The organism is Roseibium sp. RP-7 (assembly GCF_053005225.1).
The window spans coordinates 2,219,585-2,238,815 of record NZ_JBRKQA010000001.1 but is presented as its reverse complement, the minus strand read 5'-3'; the positions used below and the strand labels follow the sequence as shown (position 1 = coordinate 2,238,815).

General features: G+C 57.8%; 20 protein-coding genes. 11 read left to right on the top strand and 9 right to left on the bottom strand.

Annotated features, from left to right (window positions below):
* Positions 1-21: 21 nt before the first annotated feature.
* Together ACVDG9_RS10200 and rpmG are read left to right on the top strand one after the other, a co-directional pair.
* Positions 22-543: a P-loop nucleotide/nucleoside kinase family protein gene (locus ACVDG9_RS10200; RefSeq protein WP_228865982.1), complete on the top strand. Its 522-nt coding sequence runs from the start codon at positions 22-24 to the stop codon at positions 541-543.
* A 156-nt stretch (positions 544-699) separates the two neighbouring features.
* Positions 700-867 (top strand): 50S ribosomal protein L33, encoded by a 168-nt coding sequence (gene rpmG / locus ACVDG9_RS10195; RefSeq protein ID WP_023004047.1) that lies wholly within the window; start codon positions 700-702, stop codon positions 865-867.
* Positions 868-1,471: 604 nt separating this feature from the next.
* Here the strand turns inward: rpmG and ACVDG9_RS10190 are convergent.
* Positions 1,472-1,843: a response regulator gene (locus ACVDG9_RS10190; RefSeq protein ID WP_006934912.1), complete on the bottom strand. Its 372-nt coding sequence runs from the start codon at positions 1,841-1,843 to the stop codon at positions 1,472-1,474.
* 137 nt (positions 1,844-1,980) lie between these two features.
* Here ACVDG9_RS10190 and ACVDG9_RS10185 point away from each other — a divergent pair, with 137 nt between their 5' ends.
* From ACVDG9_RS10185 to ACVDG9_RS10175, 3 genes are read left to right on the top strand one after another with little or no spacing between them, the layout of a single operon-like run.
* On the top strand, positions 1,981-2,280 hold the full coding sequence (locus ACVDG9_RS10185; protein WP_447237887.1) for a DUF3572 domain-containing protein: 300 nt from the start codon (positions 1,981-1,983) through the stop codon (positions 2,278-2,280).
* Positions 2,273-2,965 carry an HAD family hydrolase gene (locus ACVDG9_RS10180; RefSeq protein WP_447237886.1) on the top strand — a complete coding sequence of 231 codons (693 nt, stop codon included), beginning with the start codon at positions 2,273-2,275 and terminating at the stop codon, positions 2,963-2,965. Before ACVDG9_RS10185 ends, ACVDG9_RS10180 begins: the two co-directional genes overlap by 8 nt.
* Before the next feature lie 34 nt (positions 2,966-2,999).
* Positions 3,000-4,313, top strand: a complete 1,314-nt coding sequence (locus tag ACVDG9_RS10175) for a DNA polymerase IV (protein WP_075281596.1) — start codon at positions 3,000-3,002, stop codon at positions 4,311-4,313.
* Positions 4,314-4,354: 41 nt separating this feature from the next.
* Here the strand turns inward: ACVDG9_RS10175 and ACVDG9_RS10170 are convergent, their stop codons facing one another.
* A complete protein-coding gene (locus ACVDG9_RS10170; RefSeq protein WP_023004043.1) occupies positions 4,355-5,227 on the bottom strand; it encodes a cell envelope integrity EipB family protein in 873 nt (290 codons plus the stop codon).
* 276 nt (positions 5,228-5,503) lie between these two features.
* Between ACVDG9_RS10170 and ACVDG9_RS10165 the strand changes: the two genes are divergently transcribed.
* The 3 genes from ACVDG9_RS10165 to ACVDG9_RS10155 all read left to right on the top strand — a co-directional run bounded on the left by ACVDG9_RS10165 (position 5,504) and on the right by ACVDG9_RS10155 (position 8,255).
* Entirely contained in the window at positions 5,504-5,971 is a 468-nt protein-coding gene (locus tag ACVDG9_RS10165; protein ID WP_023004042.1) for a RidA family protein, read from the top strand.
* Positions 5,972-6,058: 87 nt separating this feature from the next.
* Positions 6,059-6,838 carry a glycerophosphodiester phosphodiesterase family protein gene (locus ACVDG9_RS10160; protein WP_023004041.1) on the top strand — a complete coding sequence of 260 codons (780 nt, stop codon included), beginning with the start codon at positions 6,059-6,061 and terminating at the stop codon, positions 6,836-6,838.
* A gap of 91 nt (positions 6,839-6,929) precedes the next feature.
* Positions 6,930-8,255, top strand: coding sequence for a GNAT family N-acetyltransferase (locus tag ACVDG9_RS10155; protein ID WP_447237885.1), 1,326 nt, complete (start codon positions 6,930-6,932; stop codon positions 8,253-8,255).
* A 14-nt stretch (positions 8,256-8,269) separates the two neighbouring features.
* On the opposite strand, the gene ACVDG9_RS10150 is transcribed toward ACVDG9_RS10155, so the two are convergent.
* From ACVDG9_RS10150 to ACVDG9_RS10140, 3 genes are all read right to left on the bottom strand, one after another.
* A complete protein-coding gene (locus ACVDG9_RS10150; protein WP_447237884.1) occupies positions 8,270-9,124 on the bottom strand; it encodes a GNAT family N-acetyltransferase in 855 nt (284 codons plus the stop codon).
* Between the two features lie 126 nt (positions 9,125-9,250).
* A complete protein-coding gene (locus ACVDG9_RS10145; RefSeq protein WP_055653719.1) occupies positions 9,251-9,571 on the bottom strand; it encodes an antibiotic biosynthesis monooxygenase family protein in 321 nt (106 codons plus the stop codon).
* A 138-nt stretch (positions 9,572-9,709) separates the two neighbouring features.
* Positions 9,710-10,639 (bottom strand): LysR substrate-binding domain-containing protein, encoded by a 930-nt coding sequence (locus ACVDG9_RS10140; RefSeq protein WP_296604152.1) that lies wholly within the window; start codon positions 10,637-10,639, stop codon positions 9,710-9,712.
* Positions 10,640-10,761: 122 nt separating this feature from the next.
* Between ACVDG9_RS10140 and ACVDG9_RS10135 the strand changes: the two genes are divergently transcribed.
* The 3 genes from ACVDG9_RS10135 to ACVDG9_RS10125 all read left to right on the top strand — a co-directional run bounded on the left by ACVDG9_RS10135 (position 10,762) and on the right by ACVDG9_RS10125 (position 12,203).
* On the top strand, positions 10,762-10,947 hold the full coding sequence (locus ACVDG9_RS10135; RefSeq protein ID WP_031270751.1) for a YdcH family protein: 186 nt from the start codon (positions 10,762-10,764) through the stop codon (positions 10,945-10,947).
* A 32-nt stretch (positions 10,948-10,979) separates the two neighbouring features.
* Entirely contained in the window at positions 10,980-11,183 is a 204-nt protein-coding gene (locus tag ACVDG9_RS10130; protein ID WP_055653717.1) for a hypothetical protein, read from the top strand.
* A gap of 192 nt (positions 11,184-11,375) precedes the next feature.
* Positions 11,376-12,203, top strand: a complete 828-nt coding sequence (locus ACVDG9_RS10125; protein ID WP_447237883.1) for a bifunctional allantoicase/(S)-ureidoglycine aminohydrolase — start codon at positions 11,376-11,378, stop codon at positions 12,201-12,203.
* 250 nt (positions 12,204-12,453) lie between these two features.
* Here the strand turns inward: ACVDG9_RS10125 and ACVDG9_RS10120 are convergent, their stop codons facing one another.
* The 4 genes from ACVDG9_RS10120 to ACVDG9_RS10105 all read right to left on the bottom strand — a co-directional run bounded on the left by ACVDG9_RS10120 (position 12,454) and on the right by ACVDG9_RS10105 (position 19,225).
* Entirely contained in the window at positions 12,454-15,558 is a 3,105-nt protein-coding gene (locus tag ACVDG9_RS10120) for an efflux RND transporter permease subunit (protein WP_447237882.1), read from the bottom strand.
* A 33-nt stretch (positions 15,559-15,591) separates the two neighbouring features.
* On the bottom strand, positions 15,592-16,686 hold the full coding sequence (locus ACVDG9_RS10115; RefSeq protein ID WP_023004032.1) for an efflux RND transporter periplasmic adaptor subunit: 1,095 nt from the start codon (positions 16,684-16,686) through the stop codon (positions 15,592-15,594).
* Between the two features lie 13 nt (positions 16,687-16,699).
* The gene (locus ACVDG9_RS10110) at positions 16,700-17,263 is read right to left on the bottom strand and encodes a TetR/AcrR family transcriptional regulator (RefSeq protein WP_023004031.1); all 564 of its coding nucleotides are present in this window, start codon (positions 17,261-17,263) and stop codon (positions 16,700-16,702) included.
* Between the two features lie 234 nt (positions 17,264-17,497).
* A complete protein-coding gene (locus ACVDG9_RS10105; RefSeq protein WP_023004030.1) occupies positions 17,498-19,225 on the bottom strand; it encodes an EAL domain-containing protein in 1,728 nt (575 codons plus the stop codon).
* Positions 19,226-19,231: the final 6 nt, after the last annotated feature.

Genomic DNA, 19,231 nt, shown 5'->3' with positions numbered 1-19,231 from the left:
CACAAAGGTGTGTCCAGGCTTATGCCTTTCCTGATTGCCTTTTCCGGTTTACCCGGCGTCGGCAAGTCGACGATAGCAAAGGATCTGAGCGGGCGGCTGCCCGCATTTCTTTTGCGTGTGGATGCGGTTGAAGCTGCCCTCAAACGCAGTGTCTTGCACATTCATCCGGCTGAAGACGCGGGTTACCTCGCCCTTGCTGCTATCGCTGCCGGAAACCTGGAACTTGGTCACAACGTCGTTGCCGATACGGTCAACCCGGTTGCCGAATCCAGGCAATTGTGGAGGGAGACCGCTCAATCAACCGGCGCGACACTGCTGAATGTCGAGATTGTCTGCTCGGATGAGCGCGAACACCGCAAGCGCGTTGAAAGCAGGGAAACCGAGATTGACGGACTGACCCTGCCCCGGTGGCCTGAGGTACGAAGTCATGAATTCGAACCGTGGACGGAACCATGTCTCCAGCTGGATAGTTCCAGCCTGAGCGTGGGCCAATCGGTTGATACGATAACGAAGGCTTTGACAGCACTGCGGCAGAATGGCTGACATGGTTCGAAAAGGCGGCTGAACCATAGCAAGTGCTTGACTTTCGCGCTGCGATGAGTAGTTTGCGCGCTGATTTCAGACATTGGGGCAGATTCATCGCCAGCCATCTGGCCGCAAGAACTCTTTGCCCGACAACAGAGAACAGGATCCAAGGCCATGGCCAAGGCGACAACAATCAAGATCAAGCTCCTCTCCACGGCTGACACCGGCTTCTTCTATGTCACCAAGAAGAACTCCCGTACGATGACCGAGAAGATGGTCAAAAAGAAATACGACCCGGTTGCCAAGAAGCACGTCGAGTTCAAGGAAACCAAGATCAAGTAAGATCTGGTTCCTGATGATTTTTAAAGAACCCGCCGGAAACGGCGGGTTTTTTCATGCGTGGCCGAATGTGATTTTGAAATTTTGTCGGCGCAGGCCAGCGTCGTGAAACCTGTTTCCACAAATGATTACTGTGCGGACGCAGAGGCACGACGACGCAGCTTCAGCATTGCTGCTGGTGCTGCTTCTTGATTTTCGGTTGAAAGATTAGTGGTCGGCGGGAACACGGCATTCGAGGAGGCCACTCATCGGCCGGTTCCCTGCCGACCTGCCCCACGGACCCAGGAGATGCGGCGGACCTGAGCACTCCGAGGGGAAACTGTATTGCCCGTTTTGACGCTACGGCATTCTTTACCACGTCATTGAGGCGATCAGGAAAAACACTAATCTGCGGTCACACTACCTGAATGTTGCCTGATTGCAATATTTTCCGCAAAATATGCACAGAAACAATGCCGTTTTAGTAAATCCGTAACCTTAATATGAAGAGCGCGTGAACGCGAGGTTTTACGATTCGCAGGAATTGGTTGCACGCAGCCATGCCAAACAACCGTGAAACCTTGCAGAAATCTTTACCCGCCGCAGTTCTACCGCCGGCGGTGGCCCGTTACGCTTCGCCGAGATATGCCCGAACTGTTTCCAGGAATTTCGCTACGGAGATCGGCTTGGATATGTAAGCTTCGCACCCGCCCTGCCGGATACGCTCCTCATCACCCTTCATGGCGAAAGCGGTCACGGCGATAACCGGGATGGAAGCGATATCCTCGTCTTCCTTGATCCATTTCGTGACTTCCAGGCCCGACACTTCCGGCAGCTGAATATCCATCAGGATCAGATCGGGATGATGCTCACGGGCCAACTGCAAGGCTTCGATGCCGGTCCGGGTCTGCAATGTATTATAGCCGTGCGCTTCGAGCAGATCATGAAACAGCTTCATGTTCAGCTCGTTGTCTTCGACGATCAACACGGATTTTGCCATATGTCCGGCCCTTTACCCGGCCTCTTGCCGGTCCCATTTTATCTTCGCAGCACTTTTTAGTCCGCGGTAGAACCCTTCCCCGGTCCGCATTAAATTTCTTCTAACCCGGAATCGTTTCAGAAAGGCAAAAAAACACAATGAAAAATATACAGAGCAAGTCATTGTCCGTTGAAGAAGCACAAGGAATTGCTACTGAAGCTCTTCTCCAGCTCAGCCGTGACCCGGAACAGATCGGCAGGTTTCTTGCTTTTTCTGGAATTGGACCGGAAATGATTCGAGAAGCGGCGGGAGAACCTGGGTTTCTTGCCGGTGTGCTCGAGTTCTACATGATGGATGAAGCGCTGCTGCTTGCCTTTTGTGAAAATGCCGGGATACGGCCAACGATGATGGCCGCTGCACGCTACGCAATTGCCGGCGGAGAGGAAGACCATGCCTGAACCGACGCAAGTGCTGCCAGAAGTTCTTGCGCAGATCCAGGCACTGCCGTTTTCGAACCGCCCTTTGATCATCTGCGATGTGGATGAAGTGATTTTGCATCTGATCGCTCATCTGGAAGACTATCTTCACGCTCGTGACCTGGCTTTCCTGAAGTACGAGTACAGGCTGACCGGCAATATTGGCCGGCAGGACAACGGTGAACCCCTGTCATCCGACGACGTTCGCAGACTGCTTCTGGAGTTCTTCGACGAGGTCAGCCATCGTCAGGACATGGTCCCCGGTGCAGGCGATGCGCTCAATGCACTTGCACAGCAATGGGACGTTATCCTGCTGACCAATCTGCCCGGAGGTCACAACAAGCCAGTGCGGGAAAAGCTGCTCACCGGGCTCGGTATCACCTTTCCGTTGCTGACGAATTCCGGTCCCAAAGGTGGTGCGGTTGCTGCTCTGTCTCGTGGACGTCCGGAGCCGGTTGTCTTCATTGACGACAGTCCGACCAACCACACCTCCGTAAACGCGACCCTGCCGTCTGCTGTCCAGATACAGTTCATAGCTGACGCCAGATTTCTGCAGACCACTGAAAAGGCAGGTTACATCGATCTGTTGAGCAGCGATTGGCAGGAGACGGCCGCCTTTATCGGAGCTATTCTGCAGGGCTCGAACCGAAACCAGCAGAGCGGCTGATTGCCCATCCGCACCGCAGCCGATTGCCAACACCGTGTCCCAACCCGTTCCGCCCTTACGTGCCCTTTGCCGAGACTGCGGTGCACGCCTCGCCCCGTCCGCAGCCAGGTGCACCCGCTGCGGCAGCCCGAGGCTGGTCAAGCATCCGGAACTCGACACGCTGGCCATTGCCCACATTGATTGCGACGCCTTTTATGCCTCGATCGAAAAACGCGACAATCCGGAGCTGCAGGACCAGCCGGTAATCGTTGGCGGAGGTCAGCGCGGGGTGGTTTCCACATGCTGCTACATCGCCCGCATTTACGGTGTGCGGTCCGCAATGCCCATGTTCAAGGCGCTTGAGGCTTGCCCGCAAGCGATCGTGATCAAGCCTGACATGGCCAAATACGCGAGTGTCGGCAAGGAGATCCGTGAACGCATGCGTGCGCTCACGCCCTTGGTGGAGCCTTTGTCCATCGACGAAGCCTTTCTTGATCTGACGGGCACCGAACGCCTTCACAAGAAGTCTCCGGCGGAAACACTCGCCGGCTTCATACGCGACATGGAAGCCGATATCGGCATATCGGCGTCTGTCGGCCTTGCCCCCAACAAGTTTCTGGCAAAACTTGCGTCCGATCTCGAAAAGCCGCGTGGTTTCTCCGTCATCGGCGCAGCGGAAGCCGAAGACGTTCTGGCGGCCATGCCTGTGGGCCGCATCTGGGGTGTCGGCAAGGTGTTCCAGCAGAAACTGGAGAGGGACGGCATTCGGACAATCGGACAGCTGCAGGAAATGGAAGCGACGGATCTCGCCCGCCGATACGGCACCATCGGCCTGCGTCTGGCCCGTCTTTCGCATGGAGACGACAGCCGTGAAGTCACTCCTGAACGGGGTGCAAAAAGCGTTTCCGCGGAAACCACCTTCTTCACCGACATCTCGAGTTTCGATACCCTGCGCCCCATACTCAGAAACCTGGCCGAGAAAGTGTCTGCGAGGCTCAAGAAGGCGGAACTCTCAGGGCGCGGTGTGACCTTGAAACTGAAGACCGCCGACTTCAAGACGATCACCCGCGCGAGGCATTTTTCCGATCCGACCCAATTGGCCGACAAGATCTACGCGGCGGGTGAAAATCTTCTTCAGATCGAAGCCGATGGCCGACGTTTCCGGCTTATCGGCATCGGCGTCAGCGATCTGGAAAATGCGGACCGCGCCGATCCGAGAGACCTGCTCGACCAGTCGGCCGAACGACGGAAGAATGCGGAACTGGCCGTGGATCGGCTTCGGGACAAGTTCGGAACGTCAGCTGTCGAACTCGGCCTTACGCACGCAGCGCGCGCGGCGAAGGAAGCAAAGAAGCAGGGTGACAAGTAGTCCGCCTGTCATCCGATCATTTCAAGAAGCGGTCTTGCCGGTTACTGCTGCGGGCACTCGGTCTCATCGTAAAGCTCCAGCGATGCCATCTTGCCTTGGATGGTGAAATCGCCGTAGTCGAGCTTCAGGTGTCCGCTGATGCCGTTTTCATACAGCCAGAATGACAGCTGATAGACCGGCAGAAGCTCTCCACTTGCGTCTTCGGCACTCGGGTCGAAGTAGGCGACGGTAACGGGCCAGTAGCCCTTGCCGGACAGCGGTGCATCCACGTGGTCAGCATCGGTTTTTGCGTCGTTGACGGCTTTGGCACCGATCACCGTCGTCGTTGCATAAACCTTTTCTCCGGTTTCGGCGCCGTCATAGATGTCGGCTGCAACAAAATGGACGCCCGCCTCGGCTGACTTCATGATCGTCAGAAGATGCTCCGTCGGAAACAGCACTTCCCGGCCAATCTCCAGCGATTTTTCCGAAGGTTCCTTCAGTTCGACAGTACGTGCTTTCTTTCCGCTCCGTGCCGTTCCACGGGTCGCTTCGACCAATTTCTGATCGACAAAGGTCTTGGAGAGGAACTGGTAGCTCTCGGCGCGTGGCTCTTCGAAGGAAGTCGTCTGCAGATCAGTGATCTGTGAACCACCGTCGGTATTCTGGAACTCGGTGACAAAGCGGAAGTTTACGCTGTAGCCCTCGCAGGCGCTTCCGGAGAAATCGTAGACCATGCGTCCGTTGAGGCCCGCGATCCCGGCTTGCTCCTCGCTGTCTCCCAGGTTCATGTCGTAAACGGCGCGATGGGGCACGAGTTTAAAGCCGGCAGTGCCGCTCGCATCGGCGTCGGTCACGCCAGACACCGCAAAAGCTGCGGCGGCCAAAACGATCGCACCAACGGTCGAGGACACTGACTTCGGAACGCATTGCATCAAAAAAACCTCATTCTCGTCCTGGTGGAAACGCCACCTGGACCGGTTCCACACATTATGCGGCAAACTGCACATTCCGCCACCGCGAATGTGCAGCCATGCCCCAAGCCCCGCTGGCCTGTTATTTCACAAATCGTCCTTCTCAAGTGGTGACCGTGGCAATCGAAACCAAGCTCCTCCACAGTTTCCTTTTACCGTACACACCCCATTTTGACCTTGTCACCTGTGACGAATTACGCCAAGACACGCCGAAAGCTCTCAAACTTGGAGACCCCCATGAGCAGCGCGATCGAAGCCCGGCTGAACGAACTTGGCATCACCCTTCCGGAAGCGGCGGCACCCGCGGCCAACTACGTGCCTTTCCTGCAGACCGGCAATCAGCTGTTCGTTTCCGGCCAGTTGCCGATGGCAGGCGGCAAGCTTCAGATCTCCGGCAAGCTGGGTGACGGTCTGGGCATCGACGAAGGCAAGGCCGCTGCCAAGCTGTGCGCCATCAACCTGCTTGCCCAGGCTAAGGCTGCCACCGGAAATCTCGACAAGGTTGCCCGACTGGTGAAGATCGTCGGCTTCGTGAACTCCACGGCCGAATTCGTCGACCAGCCGCAGGTCATCAACGGCGCATCCGACTTCCTGGTGGAAGCGATGGGCGAAAAGGGCCGCCATGCGCGCTCCGCCGTCAGCGCCGCGTCCCTGCCCTTCGGTGCTGCTGTCGAGATCGAAGCGATTTTCGAAATCGAAGACTGACTGATTGCGGGGAGCCAGGCCTCCCCCACACTCTTCCCGAAGCCTCACCGGCCGGTGAGGCATTTTCCTTCCTGACGAGCCCCCGCCATGACACCGGAACTCGAAGCCATCTTCGCCCGCCCGATCGCCCATCGGGGTTATCACGATGCCGACAACGGCGTCATTGAGAACACGCCTACCGCAATTCAGCATGCGATCGACAAAAATTTCGCGATCGAGGTGGATGTTCAGGAAACGGCAGACGGCGAAGCTCTTGTGTTCCATGACTACACGCTGGAGCGCCTTGCGGAGGGAACCGGCAGGGTTATCGATCTGGCCGCATCCGAGCTCACCAGCATTCACATGAAGACCGGCACAGACAAGCTCTGGCTCCTGAAGGATCTGTTCGATCTTGTCGACGGCCGCGTCCCGCTGGTGGTCGAGATCAAGTCGTTGATGCGCCGTGATGCGCAAATGGACTTTGTCCGGCACGTGACGGACCAGGTGGCGGGCTATAAGGGCCCTGCATGCATCAAGTCATTCGATCCGGACATGTTGTCCATAGCAAAGGCACGCAACGCCTCGGTGCTGCGCGGTATCGTCGCCGACGGCGCCGAGCCCGGACCTGACTATGCCCGCTACAGCCGTGTCGACCGGTTCATCCTGCGCCATATCCTGCATGCACCGCGCACGCGCCCGCATTTCATTTCCTACGGTGTCAAGGACCTGCCAAAGGCTGGACCCAGTCTGCTGCGCTCTGTGTTCAAGGTGCCGCTGATGTCCTGGACGGTGAGGACCACCGAACAACGTGAAAAGGCTGATCGCTACGCAGACCAGATCGTTTTCGAGGGCTTTGATCCGGACAGGAGCGCAGCCCGTTCCCTTTAGAAATAACCATTACACGACATCAACCTCTTGCACTGCAAAATGCCAGCGCTACATCAAGAGTATGGTTTCAAACTTTGGTTTCTTCTGACGCATGACCTCCTCCCGGTCCACGGACGGCAACTCCCCGGCTACAGATGACGGCGGACAGACAGCGACCTTGCGAATCCTGTCTTCCTTGAAGGATGTCACTGCCTCCAACTGGGATCAGGTGGCCAATCCAGGCTGGCAGCTTTCCGGACGGGGGCTCTTGAAGAAAGACCCGAAATGCGAGGCGCTGGCCGAGCTTTCCGGGGCACTTGGCGGCAGTTCCGAATTTGCCGGTGAGGACATCGATTTCAACCCGTTTCTGTCCCACGCTTTTCTGGAGGCTCTGGAGGCTTCCGGATGTGCAACGGAAGCGACAGGCTGGCTGCCCAGACACATGGTGCTGGAAGATAGCGGCGGCGAGGTCCTCGGTGCCGTGCCGGCTTATCTCAAGAGCCATTCGCAAGGCGAGTATGTGTTCGACCACGGTTGGGCCGACGCCTTCTACCGTGCAGGCGGTGACTATTATCCGAAACTTCAGATCAGCGTGCCCTTCACGCCGGCAACCGGACGCCGGTTCCTGACAGGTGCCGGTGTCAACCGTGAAGCGGGCCTGCAAGCGCTTGCCGCCGGTCTGGTACAGGTGTGTCAGCGCTCCGGGGCTTCATCCGTGCATGCCACTTTCCTGACCAAACCGGAATGGGACAGTCTGGGTGAACTAGGATATCTGCAACGGACCGATCAGCAGTTTCACTGGGAAAACCACGGTTACGACAATTTCGACGGCTTTCTGGCAGATCTGGCGTCGCGCAAACGCAAGGCCGTCAAGAAAGAGCGGCGCGAAGCCCTGAGCGCAGAGGGCATTGAGGTGGAATGGGTCACCGGGTCCGATCTGACCGAGGCCCATTGGGACGCCTTCTACAAATTCTACATGGACACGGGTTCACGGAAGTGGGGCCGCCCCTATCTGAACAGAAAATTCTATTCGCTGATCAATGAGAGGCTGGCTGACCGCACCTTGCTGGTTCTTGCCAAACGGCATGGCGAATACATTGCCGGTGCCCTCAACTTCATCGGTTCGCACACCTTGTTCGGGCGCCATTGGGGCTGCACCGAGCACCATCCGTTCCTGCATTTCGAGCTCTGCTACTACCAGGCGATCGACTTTGCCATCGCCAACAAGTTGAAGCGCGTTGAAGCCGGCGCTCAAGGTGCCCACAAGCTGGCGCGCGGCTATCTGCCGACCACAACCTATTCCGCCCACTGGATCGCCCATGAAGGGCTACATCAGGCTGTCGCCGATTTTCTGGAACACGAACGCCTTGCCGTCGAACGCGAGAACGAGGCGCTGGCCGAACACGCGCCATTCCGCAAGATCGACCAAGAGACCTGAACCTTGGTGTGCACTTAGCAATCAAGCCGCATTTCGTATTGTTGCAGCAGCTCTTCCGCACCTGACAGGCGCAGGAATGCGTTGGCGCTTTGCGCAGCGGTGTCGACGTTGACAAACCGAAGTTCGGATCCGCCCAGGGCCTCCATCAGCCCCTGCAACAAGGCTCGGCCAATGCCTTGGCGACGATGGTTCTTGTGAACAGCGATCTGCGCGACCGCGCCATCGGCAAAACTCGCCCCCCACCCCAGAATTTCATCGTCCAGACGAACAGCCAGAAGATGGATATCCGGGCTCAAACCACGAAGCCCGGCAATACTGTTCTGGGGGGTCGGCAAGGTATCGAAATAGGGGCCGGTATCATCAGGAAGATCGTTCAAGCCGATCCGCTCTAGCACCCACTCTCCGACCTGCGCCTTGAGCGCCTTGCTGTTCACGAGCCGAAAGACACCAAGTGTCCTTTCGCGGCGAAAGCCAAAGGCTTCATAAGCAGAAACCGCCTTTTCGTTTGTCGTGATGACCTCAAGCTGCAGGCCTTTCGCACCGACCTCAAGCTGCTTTTCGAGGACCGCTGCAAGGAGCTTTCTCGACAGGCCTTTGCGACGATGTGCCGGACTGGTCCCGACGGACAACGTATAGGCCCTGTCGCCATATCTGGAGTTCGGCAAGCTCGAAAACCAGAAGGCTGCAATCTCTTCCCCTGCCATCGCAACGAAGGAAAGCTCTGCCGAAAACCCGCGCTGGCGCTGAAACTCACGGAAATCCTTCTCGCTCAGATGCAGTGGCGTGACGTAGTCCGAAAAAGCAATGTTCAAGGCCTCGCACAGCTGGTCAGCACCAAACGAGCGGCAATCGACAATCTGGTAGGACATGGAAGTTTCCGAATAATGCGGGAGGTCCGCAAGGAACCTCCGGTCCCTGTTCCAGGAGCCCGGAGCAATGTGCTACGCCGGTCGTTCATGACCGGCCCCATCACGATTTCTGTCATGAAGGTGAGGTCAGTCGTAGGCGTCCACGACGTCGTACATCACCGGTTCGAAACTCTTGCACAATGAACTGATACGCCGGTTGCGCTCACGCATTTCCGGTGAACGCAACATGGCCAGGAAATCCTCCCGTCGGCGCCATTGCGAATAATTGGCGATACGGGTTTGAGCATCGTTGACATGCAACCCGGCACCAATGAAGCCCGGCTGATGGCTAATGAAATTCTCGTAGGCGTCCTTCAGTTCGTCCAGAAGGTCGTAGCATGTGCCCGGTGTCATTTCGAAAGTGGTAATGACGGTCTGGCAATCGCGGTCGCTTGAAATTTCAGGCATGGGCTCTCCTCCTCCGCCGGTACTTCCGAGGCTGGCACGTTTTTAGCGGACCGGCAATATGGGGAGGATTACGTGGCACGGGGTACCATCAATTCTGCTTTACGGCTTTACGCTTCCAATTACCTTTGTGAGCCTCTTTCAGGCCGGCTCGACACCCTCAACTTTCATGCTGTTCACCGCCTGGAGCGCAAGGGACAGCAGGTTTTCGAAATGGGTGGTTCGGGAAGACCCGCATCGCCAGACGAGATGCATCGTCCGGCGCATCGGCAAGCCCTCGATCTTCTTCAACAGAAGATCCGGCTCTTTTCCGAACTCGGACGCAATGTATGCGGCGGGAAAGAGTGCCAGTCCCATGCCGATCGAAGCCATCTGGCGCAAGGCATCAAGGCTTGTGCCTTCATAGTCCTGCCGGAAGTCCGCACCCGCGGCATGTGCCAACGCCTGAACGTCGTTGTGGAGGCGAAACCCCTGACCGAGTGCAAGCAGCTTCTCGCCGCGCAACATATCCACCGGGATCACATCGACACCAGCCAAGGGGTGCGACTTCGGCACGGCAAGTGAAACGCTTTCCCGGCACAGCACCTGTGCCGTCCACTGATCCGATGACGCAAAATCCGGTGTCAGAATGCAGTCGAGCGCACCGGACATCAGTCCCTCTTCCAGGAGATTGGGCCTGTCTTCGCGGATGTAGAGCTCAAGAAGCGGAAATTCACGTTTCAGGATTGGCAACAGGTAGGGCATGAAATACGGCCCGAATGTGGGCGAGACCCCAAGGCGGATCAGACCGCCGAGATTGGATTGCCCTGCCTGGGCGACAGTCACGATTTCGTCGAGATTTTCGAGGGTACGCCGTGCAAGCGGCAGCAGGCGCTCACCGGAGGCCGTCAGGCTGATCCCCCCACTGCCGCGCTCCAGCAAGGTGCAGCCAAGTTGCTCTTCAAGCAGCTTGAATTGTGCCGAAAGCGTCGGCTGCGAGACGTGGCAGCGAGAGGCAGCCCTGCCGAAGTGCAAGGTTTCTGCAAGTGCAACGAAATAGTCCAGCTGCCGTGAAGATGGCCGAAACCGCATGTCGCCTCCCTGAATGATAGATAATTTCTATCAACTCAATCGAAACAATGTATTTCATCTATTCTCTCCTCGTATCCATATCAAGGGTGTCACAGACACAGCCCACGAAAGAGGAGCAGGCGATGTACAACAGACTGAAGTCGCTGCGCAGCCAGCACAACACCCTGGATTCCCTGATCCGCAGAGAGGAAATGCACCCTTATCCGGATACGCAGCACATACGGTCGTTGAAGAAATTCAAGCTTCGGTTACGGGATGAGATTACCCGGATCGAGACCAACCTGAGCTCCTCTCAGCTGGTCTATTGACCGGCAACACAACGCCAATCGGGAGGTTTTGAATGAATCCGTTCCTGCCATTCTTTTCACCCTTTGCAGCCCTGCAGCGCACGCCTTCCAGACAGTCCCGCCTGAAGGATATCGATGCTCGCATGGCCTCGTTCCTGCGCGAGAAACAGACGTCGGGCGCCGCCTGCCCCAAGGTGCTCGACAACGTCAAGACCGCAAGGAGCACAGTCCAGCGCGAGATGGTCTCGGCACGTTAGAATCACGTCCCGAAAAGAGGACGGGTTCCCGGCCCCAACCGGATTTCCGCCATCCGGACCACGCTGACCATCCAGCTGGACATCCCGCCCGCAGGCCTCGCGGGCGGGTTTTCTTTTTCGTTGCCTTACCGTAAGCCGCGCTTTCTAATTCAGCTCGAAACACTGTTTCGGCAACGGTTCAGGGAAACCCGCATGACCTCATCGCCCTACTACTCTCCAAGCGGCGGTCACCCGCCACAAACCCAGCTGCTGACCGACCGGGCCATCTTCACGGAGGCTTATGCCGTCATCCCGAAGGGAACGATGCGTGACATCGTCACCAGTTATCTGCCGTTCTGGGTAAAGACCCGGCTTTGGGTGCTGTCACGCCCTCTCTCCGGATTTGCAGAGACCTTCTCCCAATACATCATGGAAGTGCAGCCGGGCGGCGGCAGCAAGAATCCGGAGCAGGACGCCGATGCAGAAGCCGTCCTCTTCGTGGTGCAAGGAAAACTGACACTGACAATCGAAGGGACTGTGTACGTACTGGAAGACGGCGGATACGCATATCTACCGGCCGGTTGTGCCTGGACGGTTGAAAATTCGGCCGATGCTCCAGTCCGGTTTCACTGGATCCGAAAAGCCTATGAAGCAGTCGAGGGACTGGCTGCCCCGGATGCATTCGTAACGAACGAAAAACAGATCAAGCCGACCGAAATGCCGGGGACGGACGGCAAGTGGGCAACCACCCGTTTCGTCGCGCCGGAAGACCTGCGTCATGACATGCATGTGACCATCGTCACCTTCGAACCGGGTGCCGTTATCCCGTTTGCCGAAACCCATGTGATGGAGCACGGTCTTTACGTGCTGGAGGGCAAAGCCGTCTACAGGCTCAATCAGGACTGGGTCGAGGTTGAAGCCGGTGACTACATGTGGCTGCGCGCCTTCTGCCCGCAAGCCTGTTATGCCGGCGGGCCAGGCAAGTTCCGCTATCTGCTCTACAAGGATGTCAACCGGCACATGAAACTCAGTCGCGGCTGAAAGGCAGACTGAGAAAATGAGTCCGGATACGTCGACAAGATCTTGATATCACGAGACTAGATGCATCTGGAGGCCATAGCGAAAACCGGAACGGCATTTCCGTGTTTCCTGCACTCCTAGGCGCAACGGGTTGGATCCCCTGATCTAGCCATCGGGGCCGGTGTTGGTTGGCGTTGGGATGTCATTTGAGAGAAAGACAAAAGGCGGCTCGAAGGCCGCCTTTCAAGTTCGTGAGTGACCGCGTCCGGGGTTACTTGGCCGGAACGGCATCCGCCGGAACTGACGGTTCCGCCTTCGTCTTGTCTTTCTTCGGCGGGCGAACCCGGAAGAACAGGGCATAGAGCACGGGTGCGGCAATCAGGGTCAGCACGGTGGCAAACGCCAGACCGCCCATGATTGTCACTGCCATGCCCCGGAAGAAGGCATCCGACAGGAGCGGTGCCATGCCGAGGATGGTGGTGATCGCCGCCAGCATCACCGGCCGCATACGTGAGACGCTTGCATCGACGATTGCCTGGTATTTGTCCCTGCCCTCGCCAATCAGAAGATCGATCTCTTCAAGAAGCACGATGGCATTCTTGATGAGCATGCCGGAAAGCGACAGGAAGCCAAGCAGTGACATGAAGCCGAAGGCTGTGTCCGTGGCCAGCAAGGCAATGGCAACACCATTGATCGACATGGGCACCATCAGCCAGATGATCAGCGGCTGCCGCACGGAGCCGAACAGCAGGATCGAGATGATCAGCATGACCAGGAAACCGAGCGGCAGCTGCGCACCCAGAGATTCCTGCGCATCGTTGGTGCTTTCATATTCACCGCCCCACTCCAGCGCATAGGCCGGAGGCAGCTCGATGGCCTCGATTTGCGGACGGACCCTTGCAAGAGCAGCAGTCGCGGTTTCGCCCGCAGTCGTCTCAGCCTTCACCGTAAGCGTGCGCACGCGATCACGGCGATGGATGAGCGTATCCTGAGGCTCCATCACGAATTCCCGCACAACCTGCTCGATTGGCACATAGCGGCGTTCATTGCTGCTCAGGACCAAAGAGTCCGACACGCTCTCGTTGACGGAGATGCCGTTCTGTTCGGCCTTGCGGGCGACAATCGGAATGCTCTCGTCGACATCGCGGTAGGAGCCGACACGAATGCCTTCGGTCGAAAACTGCAGGGCGACCGACAGCTCCTCGCGGGTCACACCGGAAATACGGGCACGGTCTTCATCGAAGATCGGCCGCACGACAAGTTCGCGCTGGCGCCAGTTCGTGTTGACGTCTGCAAGCTTGTTGTCAGGCATCGCGAAGATCGCCTGCGCCTCGTTGCCGAGCCGCTTGAGCTGATCCGCATCCGGACCGGAGAACCGTGCCTCGATCTTGGCACCGCCACCGGGACCGAACACCAGGCGCTTGGTGATGATCTGAGCAGACGGGAAACGTTCGGCGAACTGCTCCCTCAACTCAAGCGCCAGCATGTCGATCTCTTCACGATCATGCGTCCGGATGATCATGTGGCCATAGGCCGGGTTGGCGTCTTCCGGTGCGTAGGTCAGCATGAAACGCGTTGCACCACCACCCGCAAAGCTTGTGACGGTTGCGACCCGCTCATCCGAAAGGACGATTTTCTCCATCTCCTTCAGGTCCGCCTCGGCCGACCGGATATCGGTTCCCTGGGGTGACCAGTAATGGACATAGAAGATCGGTGTGTTGCTGTCCGGAAAGAAGGCCTGCTTCACGTTGCCGAAGGCCATGACACAGACAACCGTTATCCCGACAAGGGCGGCAACGGTCAGCAGCCGGACATGCAGGGAACCGATCAGAATCCCGCGATAGGCCTTGTAGAGAATGCCCTTGTAAGGATCATGATCGTCCAGATTGCCGGTGGCGGTTCTGAAGAAGTACTTGCCGAACAGCGGGGTCACAGTGATCGCGAAGACCCACGACAACAGCAGCGATATCCCGATCACGGCAAACAACGAGAACAGAAACTCACCGGTAGCATCCGGCGACAGGCCGATGCCGGAAAATGCCATGATGCCGATGACAGTTGCCCCCAGCAACGGCCACATGGTCTGAGCGACGACGCGGCTGGCCGCCTCAATCGCCTTCTGGCCACGCTGCATGTTGATCATCATGCCTTCCGCCACCACGATGGCGTTGTCCACCAGCATGCCCATGGCAATGATAAGCGCACCGAGCGAGATGCGCTCCATCTCGATAGCGAAGATGCGCATGAACAGAACGGTGGCCATCACGGTCAACAGAAGCACAGTGCCAACCACGATTGCCGCGCGCCACCCCATGAACAGCGCCAGAACACCGATCACGATCACGACGGAGGCCGCAAGGTTCATGATGAAGCCGTTTACGGATTCATCGACCACGATATTCTGCTCGTAGATGGGATGGATCTGCATGCCGACCGGCAATTGCGCTTCGACGGCGGCAAGCTTCTCGATCACCCGTTCGCCGACTTCGACAATATTGGTGCCATCGACCTGAGACACGCCAATCGTCACTGCCGCGTGGCCATCATGGCGTATCAACCTGTCCGGCTTCTCCGGCTCGCCCAACTCCAGCGTCGCGATGTCGGACAGGCGGATCATTGCCGTAGACCCTGCCCTGCCGATGACGAGATCCTGAATGCCGCGGAAGTCGTCAAAGGCGGAAGCCGTCATGAGGCGAATGCGTTTGTCACCTGAAACACCCGACCCGTTGGTCTGAATACGGTTTTCCGCATCCAGCACACCGATCACGTCGGTGAAGGTGATGCCGAGCCCGGCCATCTTGTCCTGATTGACATTCAGGTAGATGACATCCTGCGGTTCGCCGGCAACTTCCACCTTGCCGACCCCGGGAACCGTCAAGAGTTCGCGCCGGATACGCTTGACCGTGTCGCGAATGTCCCGGTTGGTATAACCGTCAGCAGTGAAGGCGTAGAAAAGGCCATAAACATCGCCGAAATCGTCATAGACCAGCGGCGTTCCCGCCCCTGTCGGCAGGTTCCGGACTTCGTCATTGACCTTGCGCCTCAATTCGTCCCAGACCTGAGGCAATTCCTCGCCGTCGTAGGTTGGCTTGATTTCGACGCTGATGCGCGACAAGCCGGGCTCCGACACGGATGTGATCAGATCCAGTTGCGGCATCTGCTGGATAGCCGTTTCGAGGTTTTCGGTAATTTCGTTTTCGACTTCAGCCGCAGTTGCGCCTGGATAGCTGGTGATCACCTGAGCCTGTTTGATGGTGAACGCAGGATCTTCCAGCCGCCCCACAGTGGACAGGCCCCAGAGCCCGCCCAGAAGCGACATGATCACGATCATCCAGGTGTTGACCGGCTTTTGAATGGAGTAGCGTGCAATATCCAAGGTTTCTGATCCTCTTGCCTGTCCGGAACCGGATCAGTTCAAACGCCGCACGACCTGGCCGTCGCTGAGATAAGCGACGCCGGCGGAAACGATGTCATCGCCTTTTTCCAGGCCGGAGCGGACCGGAATGAAGTCGCCCATGACCGTGCCGATTTCGACCGGGTTCTTGGACACGGCGCCCGTGTCGGCATCGAATTTCCAGACGTAGGCGCTGCCATCACCGTCGACGGCAATTGCACTTGAGGGCACCAGGAACTGTTCTCCCAGTTCCAGACCTTCCGGCAGAAACTTCACGGTGACAGAAGCCGTCATGCCGGGTGACAGCTGCTCTGCGCCGTCGCGAGGCATGGCAAGGGTGATACGATAGGTTTGCGCCACATCGTCGACCTGGCTGGAATGCTCGCGGTAGGTCAGCGGAAACAGCTTGTCGCCATAGGCCGGGAACCTTGCCTCGATCGAGGCCACTTCAGACTCGGATACCCGACCGAACAACGCCTCGGCAACGTTTATGTCCACCTGCACTTCAGACACATCGTGAAGCCGCACAACCGGTGTGCCGACACTGACCGTGGTGAAATTGTCGACCAGTCGTACAGAGACGATCCCGTCGAAGGGTGCTTTCAACGTGGTGTATTCGAGATTCTGCTTGGCTTCCTTCAACGTCTCAAGCGCAAGGTCGTGCTTGTTCTTCTGCTCGTCGTAGGCGGACTGTGAGATCACGGAGCGTTCGCGCAGGGTTTCCAGCCGGTCGAGTTCCCTCTTTGCCTGCTCGGCATTGATCGTCGCCTCGCGGACGGCACGGTCGTAGTCAGTCGTGTCCAGCGTGGCGATCAGGTCGCCCTCTTTCACGCGCTGGCTTTCCAGAACCGGAAGCGCCACAAGCTTGCCCGGCACCTGAAAGGACAGGTCGACGGTCTTTACCGCCGCAACCCGGCCCGCGAACCGCCGCTCCAGCAGACCTATCTGGTCTGTCACCGTAAAGATCTTCGCAGGTCTCGGCGCGGCGTGAAGCTTTGCTTCTGCTTCGGAAACCGGATCAACTGCGTCTTCCTGGCAGGCCGCGAGCATCCCCGCAGCAAACAGGAGGGCGACCCAACGGCGGATTGGGGCTTTGTGAAGTGCCAGCATTTGGTCTTCCGTTCTAGTCTTGGAGTTGGGTCAGACGCTTGCGCAGTTCCTGAAAAACCAGCGCGCGTTCCTCATCTGTGAAAATCGTGACGCAATGCGCCTCGGAGAAATGCAGACCTTCCAGGCACGCCCAGATTGCCCAGGCTTTGCCGCGGTCGGAAAGTTCGGCTTCGATGGCCGCCTTCATACGGGATTTCACGCCCATGAAGGGTTCACTCAGGTCGGGACGGTCTGCTTTCGTGGCCAGCATGGCCTGCGCAAGATCCCGCTGCTCACTCAGCCAGCCTTCGGTGACTTCGATCATGGCGCTCAAGGTCGGGCATTCGGAAGAAAGGTTCCGCTCCCGCGCAGCGGACACTTCGGCTTCGAACTGGCCCGCAAGGAATTCCACCATGCCTGTAATCAGCGCGTCCTTGGTGGGAAAATTATAGAGCACCCCACCTTTCGAAAAGCCGCTTTCCTCGGCCACGGCATCCATGGTGAGGCTTTGCGCTCCCGAGCGTCTCACGACTTCGAGTGCAGCCTTCAGTATTTCCGATTTTGATTCATGCGAGTTGCGTGTCGAACGCGCGGCCATTTCTATACCGTCCAGTCAGTACAGTTTCGCGCTATTTATACCGTCCAGCCGGTACAGACAAGTGGGCACGCTGGCATAAATTCGTCAGCTTTTTCATCCAGCACTCACTCGAAGCGTGTCAGGCAGCCGGACACCCCAAAAACTGGCACGGGCAAGAGCCTGTGCCAACCGACAGAACCTGATTTTTTTCGAGATCGATCCAGGTAAAGAACAGGAGCCAGCCGGGAGCCCGGATCAGGCCGCAGCGTTCTTGCGCATTGCAGCTTCGTTTGCCGCCTGTTCTGCGGCGGCAGCTTCCGCTGCAAGCCGCGAACGCTCATTGGCTTCTTCATCGGTACGTTCTGCAAAGGCGATGAATTCATCGGCCGGCATGGGGGCTGCGAAGAAGTACCCCTGGGCAGCGGTAACGCCAAGCTCAAGCAACCGGTCGATCTGCTCTTCCATCTCGACACCTTCGGCAATGATGCCCATGCCCAGATTGTCGGCCAGTTCGACCATGGAATCGACGATGGTCGTCGAATTGTCGTCCGACCCGATGGTATCGATGAACATCTTGTCGATCTTGATGATGTCGACACCCAGCTTCTGCAGGTAAGCCATGCCGCCGTGGCCGGTGCCAACGTCGTCCAGCGCCACACGCACACCAAGGGCCTGCAGTTCCGCGATGATCTTGCGGGCGAGTTCCATATCTTCCAGCGGATGGCGTTCGGTCACTTCCACGACGATCTGCTGGAAGGAAATCCGGGACTTTTCGAAGATCGAACGGATGTCGGAAATGATTTCGCGATCCAGGAAGTGCCCCGCGAAAAGGTTGATCGACAGCTTCAGGTCCGGGTTGTCGCCATAAAGGTCGCCGATTTCCTCCGATGACACGCGCATCATGTGGCGGGTCATGTCGAAGATATGGCCATTGTTTTCGGCATAAGCCATAAACTGGCCCGGCGAAACGATCATGCCGTTTGGACGGCGCCAGCGCATCAGGATCTCGCAGCCGCGCAACCGGCCACTCTCGATATCCATGACAGGCTGATAATAGGGAATGAATTCGCCATTGCGGATCGCGGCGATGAATTCGTCGTCGGCCTCCCGCTCCGGACGCCAGGACAACCAGACGCCGATGGCAACAAACAGAAGCGCAATGCCGGCACAGGCGGCGGCCGCGACAACCTTCAGATCCTGCACGACATTGCCGGCGGCCGAAATCGGTGCGGTGATCGTCGCGACCAGCGGATAAAGCTGCGAGGAGACCTCGACAGACAGGATTTGCGAAGGATCGGTCGCCTCGGAGTTATAGCCGCCGATACTGTACCAGAGCAGATTGTTGCCGAGGCGCAGTTCGGCTCTGCGATAGGAGCGCAGATATTCCGGGCCGGGATCGATGGCAATGACAGCGGGCGTCACTTCCGCGAACAGACGGGTCTGGTCCTTGAGATCCCAGCTGATCACCGCCGCGCGAGCCCCAAGGTAGTTGCGGTCCAGCATGCCGATACCGACCAGCGGGCCGTCTTCGCGCATCGGAGGAAGAACGACCTTCCCGGCCAGATCTCGATCCGGAATGATGCACATGCGTTGACCTGCCGCGTCCGCCAGCCCGATGGCGTCGATCATGCCGTGCTCGACGATCTGTTTTTCGTAGATACCCCGGTCTTCGGCGCTACAGGTTTGCACGTCGTCACGATCCAGTCGCTGCAGCAGGGAGACGGTCGTGGAAATGGCCTCTTCGGCACGATGGATGGCCACATTTCCCATGGCTTCCATTTCGACGACGGCGCGGCGTTCCGCATATTGGTTGAGGATGACGTTGATCGCAAAAAGCGGAGCAGTCGCCAGCGCAAGGGCGATCAGCACCGTTTTTACAAAACCAACATAGCGGAAAGACAAGTCGCAGGCCTGTTCGTGAATAAACTCTTTCTGACCATGGCTGATCTGGGTAAACAAGGACTGAAGATTCAGCAGTTTCATTCAGAT